Genomic DNA, 16,347 nt, shown 5'->3' with positions numbered 1-16,347 from the left:
GATGCTCTCATCCAAGCTAAAAGTTTGAAAAGACATGAATCCCTATTTAACTTCAGGAGTAGATAAACAAGGTTCGAGCAGGATTGTTGCCAAAATGAGATCAGATTTTTTCCACGTCGGCGGTGCGTTGGCGGCGGCTTTTTTGGCGTTTTCTGCTGTGCAGCCCGCGCATTCAGAACCCAGCCATGGCATAGCTATGTATGGTGATCCTGCCCTACCACCTGATTTTGTGTCTCTGCCCTATGCCAACCCCGATGCGCCCAAGGGCGGTCGCGTGGTCACGGGCAATGTCGGCAGCTTCGATTCGCTCAATCCGTTTACGGTCAAAGGCACCTCGCCCTGGCAATTGCGGTTCCTCACCCACGAGACCCTGATGGGCCGCTCCTATGATGAGCCGTTTTCGCTCTACGGGCTGCTGGCCGAATCGGTGGAGACCGGCCCGAATCGCGAATGGGTCGAATTCACCCTGCGCCCGGAGGCAAAATTTTCCGATGGCAGCCCGGTGACTGTGGAGGATGTGATCTGGTCATACCAGACATTGGGCACGCAAGGGCATGGGCGGTATCGCGGTGTCTGGAACAAGATCGAAACGATTGAGGCAACCGGTCCACGCAGCGTCCGCATGACCTTCAACGAAAGCGATCGCGAACTGGCATTGGTGGCGGGGTTGCGTCCGATCCTGCAAAAAGCCCAATGGGATGATATCGATTTCGCCAGCGCTGGCATCGATGATTTCCCCATCGGCAGCGCGCCTTACATGATCGCCAGCTATGAGATTGGCCGCAACGTGGTGCTGCGCCGCAACCCGGATTATTGGGGCAAGGATCTGCCACTGCGCCGGGGCATTGCCAATTTCGATGAGATCAAGATTGAATTCTACGGTGACAACACGGTCCTCAATGAGGCTTTCAAGGGTGGTGCGGTGTCGTACATCCGCGAATTCAACGCCGAGCGTTGGGCCACGCAATATGATTTCCCGGCTGTGACGCGCGGCGAGATTACACTGTCAGAAATCCCGCACCAGAAGCCCTCCGGCATGACCGGTTTTGTGATGAACACCCGTAATGCGCCGCTGGATGATATCCGCGTGCGCGATGCCTTGATCCACGCGTTCAATTTCGAGTTTATCAACGACACCTTGACCGGCGGGCGGCAACCGCGCATCACGTCCTACTTTTCGGGCTCGGAACTGTCAATGCAGCCCGGGCCAGCACAGGGCAAGGTGCGTGATCTGTTGACGCCTTTGGCCGCCGATCTGCCACCGGACACGCTGGAGGGTTATACCCTGCCCCAAGGTGATGGCAGCAAACGCAACCGCGGTAATATCCGCAAGGCCGTCGCCCTTTTGGCCGATGCCGGGTGGACCGTGCAGGACGGTGTGTTGAAGGACGCCGCGGGCAAACCGCTGCGGTTAACTGTTTTGCTGCAACAGGACGGTCTGATCCAACAGGCGACGGCGATCATGGATATCTATGCCCGGGCGCTGGACCGGCTGGGGATCGAGCTGACAATTGAAAGCACGGACAAGGCGCAATACGGCGAACGCGAGGCGGTTTATGATTTCGATCTGGCGTTTTTCCGGCGTGCCCTGTCGCTTAGCCCCGGGAATGAGCAGCTCTTTTATTGGGGCAGTGACGCGGCAGACCAGACAGGTGGCCGAAACCTGATGGGGATGAAATCCCCCGCGGCGGAGGCCATGATCGAGGCGATGCTGAAATCCCAGACCCGCGACGATTTTATCGCCGCCACGCGTGCGCTGGACCGGGTTTTGACCAGTGGCCGATATGTCATCCCTATTCATCAATATGCCGTGGGCCGTATTGCCCACAAATCGGAGTTATCGTATCCAAAAGACACACTGCCAATCTACGGCGACGGGGTTCATTTTCTGCCCGAAGTTTGGTGGTTCAACGAAGAATAAAAAACGAGCAGACGACAAAACGAGGCAAAACCCATGAAACGATTGATTTCGATCGCTCTGATCGCATTGCTGGCAGGCTGTGCGACGGTGGATGGTGTCGGACGTGATATTTCCGGCGCGGCGCGTGGTATTCAGAACTGGTTTTAACCTGGCGGTGTGACCCCAGGTGATATGATCCGGGCAAAGCCCGGACATGGTCGTCCTGTGTTCGGCGCCTGCAACAAAATTAGCTCCATATAGCGCGGTTGCCTTTGTTGGCGCCAAGGGCTCGCCCGGCCGTCTTGCCACCAATTTGCCCTATGCCCGCGCGAAATGCGCCTTAAGCGAATGTCAAACTTGAGCCCGCATCCTGTCGTGAGATGTCTGTCAGGGGATTCGCATGGAGCGGCCTTCGCAAAATCAGAACGCGGCGCGTCACGCCCGATTGTTCGAATTGATCCGTCAGGACAATGTCCGGCAGGCGGACCCCTTTTGCGCGCCCCAGAAAAACAATGTCAGCATAACAGACATGCAGGTGTTCTTGCAGCGCGCGAACCGGTCTCTTGTGCCCGAGGGATCATCCGGGCATTTAGGTTAGGATTACCCTCTAAAGCCTGTCGCTACAACAAATTTCTCTGAACTGTCTGAGCGAGATGATGGCGGTTTGACATTCGCCACTTTCGTGAACCGCTGCTTGAGGATCTTTTGCAATTCCCCTTCGGCGCCGCCGGCCAGAACCTTGGACACAAAGGTGCCGCCCTCTTCCAATACGTCAAACGCGAAATAGGCCGCCGTTTCGCACAGCGCCATGATCTTCAGGTGATCGGTTTGCTTATGCCCGGAAGAAGATGCGGCCATGTCCGACATCACCACATCCGCCTGTCCACCCAGCCACTCCTTGACCTTGTCGTCGGCCCCTTCGTCCAAAAAGTCGAGCAGGTGGAATTCGCATCCCGCCAGTGGCTCAACGTCCTGCAGGTCAATCCCGATGATCCGTCCCACGGCCTTGCCGGATTTTTCGCCCAATGCGTTCACCCGCGGCACGGCCACCTGGCACCATCCGCCCGGCGCACAGCCCAGGTCAACCACCCGCGCTCCGGGCACAAGGAACCGGAATTTATCGTCCAATTCCATGATCTTAAAGGCCGCCCTGCCCCGGTAGCCTTCGTTCTGCGCACGCTTGACATAGGGGTCATTGAGCTGCCTTTGCAGCCACCGCGTGGATGAGGCGCGCCGCCCGCGTGCGGTTTTAACCTTAACTGTCAGATCGCGCTGCCCGCGCCCCGATGTGTTTTTGCCGTCCGGTCCTTTTGCCATCACTCACCCCCGTCCGCTAAAACGCCGTCTTCGGACATTTGCGCATAAAGCATCCCTTCGCGCAGGCCCCGATCCGCCACCGAAAGCCTGTCCGTCGGCCAACAGCGCAACAGCGCCTGCAAAATCGCCGCGCCCGACATGATCAGCGCCTGACGGTCCAGCCCAATGCGCGGATCGCGCCGCCGCCCTGCGGGACCAAGGGCAAGGTAGCCCCGGATCACCTTGTCGATCTCATCACTGGTCATGCGTAGCCCGTCCACCTTGTTGCGGTCGTAACGTTTGAGACCCAGATGGCTGGCCGCGACGGTTGTGACCGTGCCGCTGGTGCCCACGATCTGGAACCCTTCGCGGGGCGGTTCGTTTTTGTATGGCGCAAATTCCGCAAGATTTTCTTCGAAAAACCAGCTCATGAGGGCAAACCGCGCGCTGTCATCCTCAACATCGCTGAATTGGTCGCGTAGCGTGGCCACCCCAAGCGGCACGCTGATCCAGTCCACGACCTTGGCGGCACCATGGCGCGCCTCGGGGTCATGAAAACCCGTATGCATCCGCATGATGGATTTGGGCCGTTCGCTGGCCGGCACGCCCGTAAGGTCAATCCAAACCAACTCGGTCGAGCCGCCGCCGATATCCACCACCAGCAATTGATCGGTGGTGCGGCTGACCAGCGGGGCGCAGGACACGACGGCCAGTTGCGCCTCTTCCTGCGGTTTGATGATGTCGAGCTGAAGACCGGTTTCGCGCCGCACGCGGGCCATGAATTCCGCCCCGTTGCTGGCGCGTCTGCAGGCCTCAGTCGCCACCAGACGCATACGTTTGACCTTGTGACGCTTGAGTTTTTGCTGGCAGACCCGCAGCGCCTGAATGGTGCGATAAATCGAGGAGCGGGACAGCCGCCCTGATCGCTCCAGCCCGGCGCCCAATTGTACGGATTTGGAGAAGCTGTCCACGACAACAAACTGACTGCCCTGCGGTTGGGCAATCAGCATACGACAGCTGTTTGTTCCCAGATCCAGCGCCGCGTATAGAGTGGCGGGACCGGGCGAGCTCAGTGCGGGGCTCTCTACCGTTTTCGGGACCGCGCCCGCACCTTCGGGACGCTTGGGCGTCATAACGAAACGCCCTCCATTTCAAGTTACCTTCAAAGTAAGTCGTTAATCGCCTGCACGCAAGCTTTCGTGAGATCGATCATTAACTTGAATGATTTTCGCAATTCCCCGGGGTGCACGGCACTGGCGCACTAGGTTATGATCGCGACGTCGCTCGCAGAACGTGATCTGTCGAAATTGTATGACGGGCGCGGGCAACGCTGCATTAGAGAAAGACAACTGGGCAAAGAGGAATCAGCCATGGTTGACGTCACGGTCGTATTTTGGCGGGACATTCCCGCGCAGGTCATCGTCGGCAAAGGCCGACGGGGCGCGAAAAAGCAGCTGCCCGAACGGTTCGAGCAGGCCATTGACCGCGCCGCCATGAAGGTGAACGCCAAAAGCACGGATGATTACCTGGCCGAGTGGCGCAAGGCCGCCCCCTATCAGGTAGAGGGCGATGCCGCCGAAGTGGTCGAGGCCGAAGCGGCCCGGCTGGATGCAGAATACGATCAGGACCGGATCAAGGCCCTGATTGCCAATGATGGTTGGGCATGAGCCCACGATCTTTATGGGAGGCCGCGATGGCTTTGTTGAACTTCCGCAAGCGTGAAACCACGGGCTCTGCCCCGGTCAATGGTCAGGTTGAGGCGTTTTTGAAGGATTACTCGATCGAGGTGATGCCGCGCACCGCCGAGAAGGTCGAGGACTTCCGCGCCCTGCTGCCCGCAGGCACCTGCGTTTATGTTGCCCATATCGAAGGCACGCCCATCGAGGACATGGTCGCGACCGCCAAGCGCATCGCGGATGAGGGATATCCCGTGATGCCGCATTTTCCGGCCCGTATCATCAAGGATCAGGCCACGCTTGCCGATTGGATCGCGCGCTATCAGGGCGAAGCGGGCGTGGATCAGGCGCTTTTGCTGGCCGGTGGTGTGACCAAACCCCATGGCGAATACCACAGCTCCATGCAGCTTCTGGAAAGCGGCGAGTTTGGCAAGGCGGGCTTCAAGCGCCTGCATGTGGCCGGTCACCCCGAGGGCAACAAAGACATCGATCCCGATGGTGGCATGCACAATGTCGAAGAGGCGTTGCGCTGGAAACAGGCGTTTTCCGAGACATCGGATGCCGAAATGGCGCTGGCCACGCAATTTGCCTTTGACGCCAAGCCGATCATCAAATGGGTGGATGAGCTGACCGCAGCAGGCATCACCCTGCCCGTCCATATCGGCATCGCGGGCCCGGCCAAGCTGCAGACATTGATCAAGTTCGCCATCGCCTGCGGTGTGGGCCCGTCCCTCAAGGTGCTGCAAAAGCGCGCGATGGATGTGACCAAACTGTTGCTGCCCTATGAGCCGACAGAGGTTCTGGCCGACCTGGCCGCGCACAAGGCCGCGAACCCGGATTTCAACATTACCAACGTCCACTTCTTCCCGTTGGGTGGCATCAAAACCAACGCCACCTGGGCGATTGAAAACGGCGGTGCGTCAACCGTGCCCGCCAACCAGCAAGGATAAAAAATGACCCGTACAATCGTCGAAAGCAAAACCAAGACCGCCGTCATCGGGTTTGACGAACCGTTCTGCGTGATCGGGGAACGGATCAACCCCACGGGCCGCAAGAAATTGGCTTCCGAGCTGGAAGCGGGCGATTTTTCGACCGTCGAAGCTGATGCCGTTGCGCAGGCCGAAGCGGGTGCGACGATCCTCGATATCAATGCGGGCGTGGTTTACAACTCGAACCCCAACCCGAATGAGACTGAGCCGCCTTTAATGACCAAAGTTGTGAACATGGTGCAGGCGCTCGTCGACACACCACTTTGCATCGACAGCTCAGTACCCGGCGCGCTCGAGGCTGGTCTTGAGGCCGCCGAAGGCCGTCCGCTCCTGAACTCGGTCACCGGCGAAGAAGACCGGTTGGAGCTGGTTCTGCCGCTGGTCAAGAAATTCAACGTTCCCGTCGTGGCGATTTCCAATGACGACACCGGCATTTCCGAAGATCCCGATGTACGCTTTGCCGTGGCCAAGAAGATCGTGGAGCGCGCGGCTGATTTTGGCATCCCGGCCCATGACATCGTGGTCGATCCGCTGGTCATGCCCATCGGCGCGATGGCGACCGCCGGACAGCAGGTCTTCACCCTCGTGCGCAAACTGCGCGAAGAGCTGGGCGTGAACACCACATGCGGTGCCTCGAACATCTCCTTCGGTTTGCCCAACCGTCACGGTATCAACAACGCGTTTTTGCCGATGGCCATGGGGGCCGGCATGACATCAGCGATCATGAACCCGATCGCCCTGCCTGTGAAACAGGCCGAGATTGCGGCCAAGAAAGAGGCCATCGCCGCGGCCGGTCTGGTGATCCCGGAAGACATGGATGAAGAAACCTTCTGCCAGCTCTTTGGTCTGGGTTCGACCAAGCCGAAGGCGGGCAAGGAAATGGAGGCGATCATGGCCGCCAACTTCCTGACCAACAATGACCCGCATGGCGGCAACTGGATCCGGTTCAACAAGGCACCGCCCAAAGCCGGTGAAGAAGGCCGCGGACGTGGTGGCCGATCAGGTGGACGCAGACGCCGGGCCTGAGGTCCGACCTGTCCGTTGTCCAGAAAGAAGACCCATTTTCTTGATTTGGAAATGGGTCTTTTTTGTACGCGGCGGTTTTCTGAACAGCACAAGTTCAGACAAGATGCCACGACGAAACTCTCTTGGAATTCATGCCAAATAGCGATTTTTCCCCTGAATTTCGGTAAGCTTTCTGTGCTTTTGCTGATCACGAACCGGTCAGATTTTGTGATTTGTGACGCCTTAAATTCTGCAAAACATCGTTAAGATCGATTCGTTTTCGAGATGTCTTTTGTCAAAAACCACTAAGGCCAGCGTCCAGAAGTTCTCGGTCAAGTAGCAAAATGCAATCACCGCATGCAAAAACCTTGCAAAAGGTTAATTTCATTTTGGGTGGGATTTGAATTGTGACAAAAATAAGGCGGGTTTGCCGTCTGTAGTATCGATGGACACCTTCTGCGGGGGAGGAGGCGGCAGTTCAATCGAAACGTCAGCTAGACTGACGCAGTTTTAAAGGTGACATTATGAATATACTTAAAAGTCTTATCGGCGCGGCTGCTTTGGTGGCGTTTGGTGCGGCGGCGAATGCATCCACTGTGACACAGTTGATCCACTTCGATGATACAAACAACGGCGCCAAAAGCTACACCACGGCTGACGGCAACTTCCACTTCACGCCGACCAACTTTCAATCCTCATCTCAGTGTGCTGACTCGGTTTCGGGCGGCAATGGCAGCTGCCTGATCGAAGGTAAGCAAGGCGTTTTACCAATGATGACGCGTCTGACAGGTGACGGGATCTTCTCACTGGATTCTTTCTACTTCCTGTTGACCGGCAAGGGAACAGGATCATCAAACGCGATCACCGCGACCGCATTTGACGCAGGTGGGCAGACGGGTTCCGTGACGTTCCATCTCGGTGCGCTGTTCGGAAACGTGTCCAATTACGTAGACGGAACGCCAGCTGGAAGCCTGGTGAAAAACACCGGTTACGTGGCCGATCTGACATCTGTACTGGGGTTTCAGGACATCACTAAAATCCAGTTTAGTGCGGCGACGTCTGCACAGGTGAGATTGGACTGCGTGGTCTCCAGTTTCAGCGGAACCACGTCCGAGCCGGCCTCTGGCTTTGACTCGAAATGTGGTGTCGACGATGACGATTCCACAGGTGGCAACATTCCTTTGCCTGCAGGTCTTCCCCTGTTGCTGACGGCATTGGGTTTGGGCGGTGTTCTCCGGCTTCGCGCGCGGCGCGCCAGCTAATCCCAAACAACGTACAGCTAAAAGAGCCCGGCGTGTCAAATGCGCCGGGCTTTTTTTGTGCATCCTCTAAATGCGTCGAAACCCGCTTAATCAGGTCTGTGTCAAACTTGCTTGATCTTGTATGACGTGCGCATCCACCCGGGTCGTGTGATTTTCGAAATCAAGTGCAACTCGGTAAGTCCACACACCAAGCGTCGGAGCCTAGAGAACCCGTTTACATCAACCCCTGGTCACGGCCCAGCATTGTCGCTTGGGTCCGGTTGCGCGCGTAATTTCAAACCGATGATTTTCAAAGGCCCTGCATAACCTGAGGGGTTTTTTTTGATGAAAACCGTACGCGGTGTTGCGTGTCGGTACCCGATCAAAGGTTTTTACGCGGCGCAGAATGCAAAGCTCTGTCCCGCCCGATGTCACTCCAATACCCAAAGGCTTGCCTCGTAAACTCGCAAGACCGCTCGAAACGACGCCACAGAAGGTTCTTCAATATGATTGGCCAGCATGGCGCCACCGCAGAGCCCGAGCGTTCCGCCCACGGTAAAAAAGAGCTCATCAAAACTGTCACCGCGCTCTTTTCTTTCGGGTGCCAGCCTGCCGTAAAGGCGCATCAGATTGCTCCGTTCGCCGGACACCATCATTTCTTTGGCAACGGTCCACAGCTGTTTAACTGAATATTCCTTGATCTCCGTCGCGGCAAACTCGGCTTCGGTTTCCGCTTTCAACCGCGACGCGGAGGCCGGGTCGTGATTGCGAACATCCGTGGCAATTGCCATCAGTGCAACGCTGCGTCCCACGGGATCATCGATGGCCCGTGCCAGCCTTTCGGCATCAGAAAATTGACGGTTATTCAGCGCTTTAGCAAAATAATGCCATGCAAATTGATTTTTGGTTTCACCATCAAGCCCGGCTGCAAATCGTATAACCCCCTCGGAATCTGCATTCCGCAAGGCACCAATATGTCGCTGCGATTCAAGCGCGCGCAGATAAACCCCAAGGCGATTTTCCTTGCGGGCAAGGCGTTCGAGCTCCTCTGTGAGCTGCTCACCACCGAGAAATCTGGCCCGAAGCAACGCTGCGGTAATGAAATAGAGTTCCTGCGCACGCTCTGTCGTCCATTCCTGTTGCAATAGTTCTCTCAACGCGCCCCGCGCGCCCCTGGTGTCCTTCTGCACACTCAATTCGATGTCGATCAAATTGCGCTGCAAGACTGGCAACGCCTGAAGGTCCTTTCTACCGTTGACCATTTCAGATAGACGGCTTGGCTTTGTTTGATAGACCAGCCAGGCGACTTCGCCCGCATCCAAACCGGCCTGATTTCTTGCGATGGCAACACCCTGGTCAAACTGGCCACTGCGCAATTCAATTGCCGCCAGAAGCGCCGCGGCCTCTGGCGAGTCCTCGGCATAGTCGTAGAGCGCCGTTTGCAATGCAACGTGCTGCTCTTGCGTGCAGAACTCAGGACCTATTTGGGCATGTGCCGCGCGCAGAGGGAAGGCAAGAAGGACGGAAAGGAGCAGCCCGAAAGAGAAATATGAACGCATGTAAATGACCTTGAATTTTGGTCAGTCTCTACGCGTCTGATCCCTGTTTCAAGCCTTTGTTCGGGGGTCGCACACCAAAAGGCGTCTCTCGGATATCTGGCCTACATCAACCCCTGGTCACGGCCCAGCATGGCCGCGTGGGTCCGGTTGCGCGCGCCCAATTTGCGCGACAGGGTTTTCACGTGCAATTTTACGGTCACTTCCTGGATATCCAGATCTCGGGCGATTTCCTTGTTGGATTTGCCCTCGGTGATGCCCTTGAGGACATCGCGTTCGCGCGCCGTCAGATTGACCTCCGCCTTGGGATTACCCTCGGCGTTGAGAAATTCCAGCGGCATGTACACCTCGCCGGACAGGATATGCCGCACCGCACTGACCAGCGATTGCGGTGCCAGTGTCTTGGGCAGGAAACCAGCGGCGCCGGATGACAGGGCGCGGCGTGCCACGTCCGGGGTGGCGGTGCCCGAAAGGATCGCCACAGGGCACCCCGCCTGCCCACGCATCCGGGCCAGTCCGGACAGCGCGTCCATACCGGGCATCGAATAATCCAGCATCACCAGATCGAAGGGCCCTGCCCGCTGTGCCACGCCCAATGCTTCGTCCAGCGTCTGCGCGGTCGAGACCTGAAAGCCGCCCTGCAAGCGCAGAAAATCCGCGACGGTCTCACGGACCAGATCGTGATCATCTGCAAGCAGCAACTTTTGCATGTGGCGTCTCTCAGCGTTGATGGGTCAGGCGGTCTATGCCTTTTCTTACCCGGCCATAAAACGGTGCATATAATGAGTTAAAAAGGATGCAAGCTAAATCCGTCTTTGCATCTTGATAATACCCGCTGACTATCCAATTGCATAGGGGGATGGTGTTGGCCGGGTAAACTGGTGTTCAGTACAGGGTAAGTTTCTGGGGAAAAGCGTTTGTGATGATCAGGTTCAACGTTGTTTCGATCGTGGCGCTCGCAGCGCTGCTGGTGTTCTCATATCTGTCGGTTGCCCATGCGGCCGATGATGACAGCGTGTTGTTAACGATCGAAATGCCGGGCGCGGATGACGCGGACCCGGTGGTCACTGAATTGACCATGACCGATCTGACGGCGATGCCGATCACGGAATTTGAAACCACGACCAATTGGACCGACGGGATGCAATCCTTCATCGGTGTGTCGCTGAATACGGTGCTCGAATCCGTCGGGGCGGATGAGGGCATGATCGAGATGGTTGCGATCAATGATTATGCGATCACCCTGCCCGTCGATGATCCGACCAACAAAGGCGCGATGATTGCGTATATGCTCAACGGTGAGCCAATGACCCCGCGCGACAAGGGGCCGTTGTGGCTAGTCTATGATTACGATTCTGATGCGGTTTACCGGACAGAAACAATCTATTCCCGCAGCATCTGGCAACTGGACCGAATGGTCATTTCGCGGTAGCAAGCAAAAGTTGCACGGAAAAGGGGAGCTTTGTGACACCCCGCAAGATGATCCGACGGTTGATGGCGCGCCGCTCGCAGTTGATAGGGCTGAGCGGGGCTGCCTTTCTGTGTTTTCTTGCCACGGCGTTTTTGACCGCGCAGGTGTTCTGGACCCTGCAGGATTATCGCACGGCCTATACGGACAACATCCAGTGGACAGTGGCCAAGCTGGAGGTGGAACACGCCAAATACATCAACGCGATTGAGCGTCTTGATCCTGCGGATGAAGGCAGTCTTGCTGCGATGCGGACGCGGTTTGATGTGATGTATAACCGGGTTGGTATTCTGGCCAATGCCCGGACCTATCAGGAGGCCCTCAGCAGTGACCGCGCCCGGGAGGTTGTAACCCAGATAAGGCAAGGCATTCGCGATCAGGCCACATTGATCGATGGCGCGGATGAAGATGTTTTTGCCGGCAAAGAACAACTTTTGGCGCAGGCCGAAGAGCTGAGCACGCCCATCATTCGGCTGTCCAGCATCGGCATCGCCTATGATGTTTCCCGGCGTGAGGCGCAGCGGACGGGTCTCACTGGCAAACTGTTGCAGCTTGTGGTGCTCAGCCTGTTTTTGCTGGCAACATTGCTGTCTCTGCTGGCGCTCTTTTGGCAGCTTTATATCCGGTACCGCCGCCGTGCGATGCAAAACCGGACAACCTTGAACCGGCTGGCCACGATCATCAACACATCGCAGGACGGGATGCTGGTTGTCTGCCCCAGTGGATTGATCCTCGAAGGGAACCGCGTGGCGGACGACACGTTTGGACTGCCCCATGATGGGCGCACACAGGTGTTCGTGTCCGATTTCATGTTCCAGCTTGATAATGAAGATCGGCCGACGCCGATCACCGGGGATATGCTGATCGCATCCTGTACGGGCGGCGCTGACCTGGGCACGCGGATCAGCGCGCGCGACAAGAACGGGCAAACGTTTCCGGTGGAGCTATCGGCGAACATGGCGCAGCGCTCCGGGGACGAGGTGTGTGTCTGTTTCGTGCGTGACATCTCGTTGCGGATCGCGACCGAGGCCGAAATTCAAGCCGCGCGTGACAAGGCGCTGGCCGGGGAACGGGCCAAGGCGCGTTTTCTGGGCATGATCAGCCACGAAATGCGGACCCCGCTCAATGGCATACTGGGCGCGCTTGACCTCTTGGACGACACCAAGCTAACCCCGGAACAGGCGCGGTATACGCAAATCATGCAAACTTCCGGTCAGCTTGTGCTCAATCAGATCAACGATGCGCTGGACGTCACGCAAGCCGATGGCGGTCGTCTGAGCCTGGACAGTGACCGGTTTGATCTGGACGCGCTTCTGGAACGGTTGATCCAGAGCCAGCACACCCTTGCGGAAGCCCAGGGCAATGAGATCACCTATGTCCAGCCGGCCGAGCCCCTTGGTCTGGCCACCGGTGACGAAAACCGCCTGCATCAGGTGCTTTTGAACCTGCTTTCCAATGCGATCAAATTCACCTGCGATGGTCAGATCACCATCGAGGCCACGCGTCTTGGCTCCCCCGAGGCGCCGCGTGGTCGTCTATATGATACAGTCGAGTTTCAGATTTCGGATACCGGGATCGGCATAGACGACGAAAATATGGACCTTGTGTTCTCCGACTACGTCCGCATCGAAGATCAAAGCACCGCGGAAGGAACAGGTCTTGGACTGGGCATCGCGCGACATCTGGTGCGCCTGATGGGCGGCACAATCGGGGTTGAAAGTGAACGGGGTGAAGGCAGCCTCTTTTGGGTGCGCATCCCCCTGCCCCGAGCGCAAGAAGCAGCGTTGGGCACCTCTGTCCCAACCGCGCTTGAACCGGATGCCGGACCGTGCAGCGTGTTGGTGGCCGAAGACAATGACACCAGCCGGTTTGTCCTGCAGGAAATGCTGATCAAGGATGGCCATGACGTTGTGGTCACCACCAACGGGGCCGACGCGATCGCCGCCGCAGCCGAACGGCGGTTTGATCTGATCCTGATGGATATCAACATGCCGGGTGTCGACGGGATCGAAGCCACACGTGAAATCAGGCGGGGTACTGGCGCGTCTGCCAAAAGCCGGATCATTGCCTTGACCGCCTATTACCGCCCCGAACATAACGCGCGGTTCCAGGGCATCGAAATCGACGCCATTTGCACCAAACCATTGCGCCGCAGAATGCTTCGGGAAATTCTCGCAGGTGGGTCCGTGCGCGAGCGTAAACCGGCGTTGCGGCAATCTGGCGTCGACAGCAAAGTCCTGGACCAGCTTTGCGCGGTCTTGCCCGCGACGAACTTTGCCCGCGTGTTGCAGCAATTCAAGGAACAGGGCGATCTCTTTATCGACACGCTGGATGTTGAACACACTGCGCGCGATGCGACCTTTGCCCATGAATTGCACCAATTTGCGGGCTCTGCGGCCACTTTCGGGGCCTTTGCGCTGCAATCCGTTCTCAGCCGTGCGGAAACGGCTGTGTTGACTCAGGACGATGCTGGCCTGGACGCGGCTTTGTCAGAGCTTCCTGCGCTTTGGCGGGATACTCTGGATGAAATCGACACGCGCCGGGACGCGGCCTGATCCTCAGATCTCAGCGCTTTACATTTGATTTGATCGAATGTCTGATTTGAGAACATCAAGTCAATGCGCGGCGAAATCATGAAGAAATCCCAGATCAGTTTGAAATGGTTGGAAGTGTTTCAACTGGTGGCGCGCAACGGGTCCGTTCAGGACGCGGCGGATCAGGCCGGCCTGTCTATCAGCACCGTGTCACATCATGTGTCCCGATTGGAAGAAACCCTTGGCACCGCGCTTTTTGATCACACGCGGCGGCCGATGCCGGTGACACCGGCGGGTGCAAATTTCCTGCGTCACGTGGATGAGGCGATGCGTCATTTGCGTCTGGCCGAGGTTGAGGCGCAATCCGGTACCTTGACTGACACGCGCAATCTGACACTGGCCCTGGTCGAAGATTTCGACAGCGAAATTGGACCGGAGCTTGCCCGCATCCTGTTGGCGCATATGCCGGATTGCCGGTTTCGACATCTGACGCGCCCCAGCCACGAAATTCTCAATCTGTTGCGGCGTCAGGAGATTGACATCGGCGTCGCAACCCAACCTCAGTTCGCGCAGGCGGGATTGATCGAAACGCCTTTGTTGCGCGATCCTTTTGTGTTGGCCGTTCCGCGCGATAGCACGCTCGCACCGGATGATTACCTGAACGGATCGAGCGACCTGCCCTTGATGCGCTACTCCCACAGCCACATCATCGGGCATCTGATCGAAGCGCAGCTGCGCCGGTTGCGGATTGCATTGCCCAACCGGTTCGAATTCGAGAGCAATCAGTCGATCATGAACATGGTGGCCGAAGGTTGTGGCTGGGCGATCACCACACCGGCATGTTATGCCCGCGCGCGGCGGTTTCACCGGCAATTGCGTCTGGTACCTTTCCCCGGCAAGGGCTTCTCCCGTACCTTGTCCGTGTTCACGCCAGAGCCGCATGACCACGCTGCCACCCCGACGATCATCGCCACCCTGCGGCAACAGTTCCAGACCAGGGCGATAGAGCCTACCATCGCCCAAATGCCGTGGCTGACAGATCAGTTTTGCCTGTCAGAAAGGCCCGGCTGACAGCGCCTAGATCCGGATATCAAAACGTTTGCGGATGGCCACATCCTGAGCATCACTGAGGTAGGTTGGATGGTGGTTGGCCAGAACATCCTGCGCCTTCAGGCGGGCGCTTTGCCACGCGTCCGGTGCACCGTTGTCTTGCCACGTCTTGGGGGTGTCACGATCGGCCAGCCCGGGATAGACGTAATCGCGCTCCATCGCGGCCATGGTCTGCGCGCCACCCAGAAAATGCCCTTCGCCCAAAACCGCCTCGCAGATCGCGTCAAAGCCCAGATTTTCCGCACTGACCTCAACGCCGCGCAGGACCCGGTAGGTTGCCGCGTGCATTTCATCGTCAAGGATAAAGGCCTCAAAACTTGCCCCCAGAAGCGAGGCCGTCATCCCCGAGCTTTCATAGATCAGGTTGCCGCCGGCCAAGGCTGCGGCAAGCGACGTGAGCCCCTTTTCAACGCCGTATTGTGCGTCGATCGCCTTGGCATCGCTCATTGAGGCGGCCACGCCTGACGGCAATCCCAGCCAATTCGACAGTTGCGCGGATGCCGCGTTCAAAAGCGCGCTTTCACCGCCGCCGCCAGCAAAGGCGCCGGTGCGCAGGTCAATCACCAAGGGCCAGTTGGAAAAGACCATTGGGTGACCCGGTTTGATCACATTGACCATCACAAGGCTGGCCAGTGTTTCCGCCAAAGACTGCGCCAGAAACCCCGCCATTGTGGCGGGTGCTGTGGCCCCGGCCTGCGCGGCGGTGATGCAGGAGACGGGAATATTGTGCTTGAGGCATTCAAACGTCACCTCCACCGCGTCTTCGCCGAACCGCATGGGGGAGATCACCGGGCTGATATGGGCCTTAACGAACGGGCGCGCAGCAAAGGCCCCTTTTCCACCGGCTGCGATATCAAACATTTCAACAATCGGCGCCACAAACTGCGCTTCGGTAAAGGCCGTTGCCACAGGTTTGGTTGTATTCTTCATCAGCGCATAGGCGGTGTTGGCGTCCAAATCATAAGGCTCCGCCATATCCGTCGCGATGCAGCAGCGGGTGAACCAGCTGACATTGGCAAGCGTGTCTTGCAGGCGGGTGAAATCATGCAGATCCCGGAGGTTTGCCGCGCGGTAAAGTCCGGTTTCGAGGTCAAGAACCTGGACCGCCGCCCCGCCGGTGCCAAAATGAACGGTCTGGCCACCAACAGTGATCGACCGTGCCGGATCACGGCCATGAAAGGTAAAGCTCTTTGCGGCTTTGGTGATGCAATCCTGAACCAGATCGGGCGACAGGCTGATCCGGTCTGCACCCAGTTTCGTGGCGCCCGCTGCGATCAATATGTCCGCCAACCGGTCGGGGACTTCACCCATGCCGAGTTCAGACAAGAGCCGCAGCGCCGTGTCAAAAATCTCGCGCATCTCATCCGGTGTCAGGGGTTTGTAATGCCCGCCGACCTGCCCCGGCGGTGCTGGATTGGACGGCGGTCCTGCCGCGCGTTGCGCCATGCGTTCTTCGCGTCCTGATCTGCGGCGTGGTGGCATGTCTACTCTCTATCGGGCATGTGCGGGAACGGTGTCTACACTGCCGGTAATGGAGGGCCATCGGGGCGCTTTGGGCAAGAAGAATTGCAG

Annotated in this window: 15 protein-coding genes; 10 read left to right on the top strand and 5 right to left on the bottom strand. The window is 57.8% G+C overall.

What is annotated here, in order from left to right; all coding sequences use genetic code 11:
- Positions 1-94: 94 nt before the first annotated feature.
- The 3 genes from ACZ1HJ_RS14755 (at position 95) to ACZ1HJ_RS14745 (ending at position 2,498) form a co-directional block, all read left to right on the top strand.
- Positions 95-1,921 carry an extracellular solute-binding protein gene (locus tag ACZ1HJ_RS14755; protein WP_472719416.1) on the top strand — a complete coding sequence of 609 codons (1,827 nt, stop codon included), beginning with the start codon at positions 95-97 and terminating at the stop codon, positions 1,919-1,921.
- 33 nt (positions 1,922-1,954) lie between these two features.
- Positions 1,955-2,068, top strand: coding sequence for an entericidin EcnA/B family protein (locus ACZ1HJ_RS14750; RefSeq protein WP_472719415.1), 114 nt, complete (start codon positions 1,955-1,957; stop codon positions 2,066-2,068).
- 232 nt (positions 2,069-2,300) lie between these two features.
- Positions 2,301-2,498 carry a hypothetical protein gene (locus ACZ1HJ_RS14745; protein WP_472719414.1) on the top strand — a complete coding sequence of 66 codons (198 nt, stop codon included), beginning with the start codon at positions 2,301-2,303 and terminating at the stop codon, positions 2,496-2,498.
- Positions 2,499-2,500: 2 nt separating this feature from the next.
- Here ACZ1HJ_RS14745 and ACZ1HJ_RS14740 read toward each other — a convergent pair whose 3' ends face one another.
- Complete coding sequence (locus ACZ1HJ_RS14740; protein WP_472719413.1) at positions 2,501-3,217, bottom strand: RlmE family RNA methyltransferase; 717 nt, start codon at positions 3,215-3,217, stop codon at positions 2,501-2,503.
- Complete coding sequence (locus ACZ1HJ_RS14735) at positions 3,217-4,329, bottom strand: Ppx/GppA phosphatase family protein (protein WP_472719412.1); 1,113 nt, start codon at positions 4,327-4,329, stop codon at positions 3,217-3,219. Before ACZ1HJ_RS14735 ends, ACZ1HJ_RS14740 begins: the two co-directional genes overlap by 1 nt.
- Before the next feature lie 237 nt (positions 4,330-4,566).
- On the opposite strand from ACZ1HJ_RS14735, the gene ACZ1HJ_RS14730 reads away from it, so the two are divergent.
- The 4 genes from ACZ1HJ_RS14730 (at position 4,567) to ACZ1HJ_RS14715 (ending at position 8,128) form a co-directional block, all read left to right on the top strand.
- The gene (locus ACZ1HJ_RS14730; protein WP_472719411.1) at positions 4,567-4,863 is read left to right on the top strand and encodes a virulence factor; all 297 of its coding nucleotides are present in this window, start codon (positions 4,567-4,569) and stop codon (positions 4,861-4,863) included.
- Positions 4,864-4,889: 26 nt separating this feature from the next.
- Positions 4,890-5,822, top strand: coding sequence for a methylenetetrahydrofolate reductase (locus tag ACZ1HJ_RS14725; protein ID WP_472722218.1), 933 nt, complete (start codon positions 4,890-4,892; stop codon positions 5,820-5,822).
- Positions 5,823-5,825: 3 nt separating this feature from the next.
- Positions 5,826-6,887, top strand: coding sequence for a methyltetrahydrofolate cobalamin methyltransferase (locus ACZ1HJ_RS14720; RefSeq protein WP_472719410.1), 1,062 nt, complete (start codon positions 5,826-5,828; stop codon positions 6,885-6,887).
- A 575-nt stretch (positions 6,888-7,462) separates the two neighbouring features.
- On the top strand, positions 7,463-8,128 hold the full coding sequence (locus ACZ1HJ_RS14715) for a hypothetical protein (protein WP_472719409.1): 666 nt from the start codon (positions 7,463-7,465) through the stop codon (positions 8,126-8,128).
- 410 nt (positions 8,129-8,538) lie between these two features.
- Here the strand turns inward: ACZ1HJ_RS14715 and ACZ1HJ_RS14710 are convergent, their stop codons facing one another.
- Positions 8,539-9,666, bottom strand: a complete 1,128-nt coding sequence (locus tag ACZ1HJ_RS14710) for a hypothetical protein (RefSeq protein ID WP_472719408.1) — start codon at positions 9,664-9,666, stop codon at positions 8,539-8,541.
- A gap of 101 nt (positions 9,667-9,767) precedes the next feature.
- On the bottom strand, positions 9,768-10,373 hold the full coding sequence (locus ACZ1HJ_RS14705) for a response regulator (protein ID WP_472719407.1): 606 nt from the start codon (positions 10,371-10,373) through the stop codon (positions 9,768-9,770).
- Between the two features lie 212 nt (positions 10,374-10,585).
- On the opposite strand from ACZ1HJ_RS14705, the gene ACZ1HJ_RS14700 reads away from it, so the two are divergent.
- The 3 genes from ACZ1HJ_RS14700 to ACZ1HJ_RS14690 all read left to right on the top strand — a co-directional run bounded on the left by ACZ1HJ_RS14700 (position 10,586) and on the right by ACZ1HJ_RS14690 (position 14,736).
- The gene (locus ACZ1HJ_RS14700; RefSeq protein WP_472719406.1) at positions 10,586-11,095 is read left to right on the top strand and encodes a putative pterin-binding protein; all 510 of its coding nucleotides are present in this window, start codon (positions 10,586-10,588) and stop codon (positions 11,093-11,095) included.
- A 32-nt stretch (positions 11,096-11,127) separates the two neighbouring features.
- Complete coding sequence (locus ACZ1HJ_RS14695) at positions 11,128-13,686, top strand: hybrid sensor histidine kinase/response regulator (protein WP_472719405.1); 2,559 nt, start codon at positions 11,128-11,130, stop codon at positions 13,684-13,686.
- A gap of 78 nt (positions 13,687-13,764) precedes the next feature.
- The gene (locus ACZ1HJ_RS14690) at positions 13,765-14,736 is read left to right on the top strand and encodes a LysR family transcriptional regulator (protein ID WP_472719404.1); all 972 of its coding nucleotides are present in this window, start codon (positions 13,765-13,767) and stop codon (positions 14,734-14,736) included.
- 6 nt (positions 14,737-14,742) lie between these two features.
- Here the strand turns inward: ACZ1HJ_RS14690 and ACZ1HJ_RS14685 are convergent, their stop codons facing one another.
- The gene (locus ACZ1HJ_RS14685; protein WP_472719403.1) at positions 14,743-16,257 is read right to left on the bottom strand and encodes a trimethylamine methyltransferase family protein; all 1,515 of its coding nucleotides are present in this window, start codon (positions 16,255-16,257) and stop codon (positions 14,743-14,745) included.
- Positions 16,258-16,347: the final 90 nt, after the last annotated feature.

It is taken from the genome of Roseovarius sp. JB2-10, from assembly GCF_055693585.1.
The sequence above is the reverse complement of the archived record's forward strand: the minus strand, read 5'-3'. Positions and strand labels throughout refer to the sequence as shown.

Coding starts and splice junctions, on each gene's coding strand:
- ACZ1HJ_RS14755 (WP_472719416.1), top strand. CDS start 95: ATGAGATCAGATTTTTTCCACGTCGGCGGTGCGTTGGCGGCGGCTTTT.
- ACZ1HJ_RS14750 (WP_472719415.1), top strand. CDS start 1,955: ATGAAACGATTGATTTCGATCGCTCTGATCGCATTGCTGGCAGGCTGT.
- ACZ1HJ_RS14745 (WP_472719414.1), top strand. CDS start 2,301: ATGGAGCGGCCTTCGCAAAATCAGAACGCGGCGCGTCACGCCCGATTG.
- ACZ1HJ_RS14740 (WP_472719413.1), bottom strand. CDS start 3,217: ATGGCAAAAGGACCGGACGGCAAAAACACATCGGGGCGCGGGCAGCGC.
- ACZ1HJ_RS14735 (WP_472719412.1), bottom strand. CDS start 4,329: ATGACGCCCAAGCGTCCCGAAGGTGCGGGCGCGGTCCCGAAAACGGTA.
- ACZ1HJ_RS14730 (WP_472719411.1), top strand. CDS start 4,567: ATGGTTGACGTCACGGTCGTATTTTGGCGGGACATTCCCGCGCAGGTC.
- ACZ1HJ_RS14725 (WP_472722218.1), top strand. CDS start 4,890: ATGGCTTTGTTGAACTTCCGCAAGCGTGAAACCACGGGCTCTGCCCCG.
- ACZ1HJ_RS14720 (WP_472719410.1), top strand. CDS start 5,826: ATGACCCGTACAATCGTCGAAAGCAAAACCAAGACCGCCGTCATCGGG.
- ACZ1HJ_RS14710 (WP_472719408.1), bottom strand. CDS start 9,666: ATGCGTTCATATTTCTCTTTCGGGCTGCTCCTTTCCGTCCTTCTTGCC.
- ACZ1HJ_RS14705 (WP_472719407.1), bottom strand. CDS start 10,373: ATGCAAAAGTTGCTGCTTGCAGATGATCACGATCTGGTCCGTGAGACC.
- ACZ1HJ_RS14700 (WP_472719406.1), top strand. CDS start 10,586: ATGATCAGGTTCAACGTTGTTTCGATCGTGGCGCTCGCAGCGCTGCTG.
- ACZ1HJ_RS14690 (WP_472719404.1), top strand. CDS start 13,765: ATGAAGAAATCCCAGATCAGTTTGAAATGGTTGGAAGTGTTTCAACTG.
- ACZ1HJ_RS14685 (WP_472719403.1), bottom strand. CDS start 16,257: ATGCCACCACGCCGCAGATCAGGACGCGAAGAACGCATGGCGCAACGC.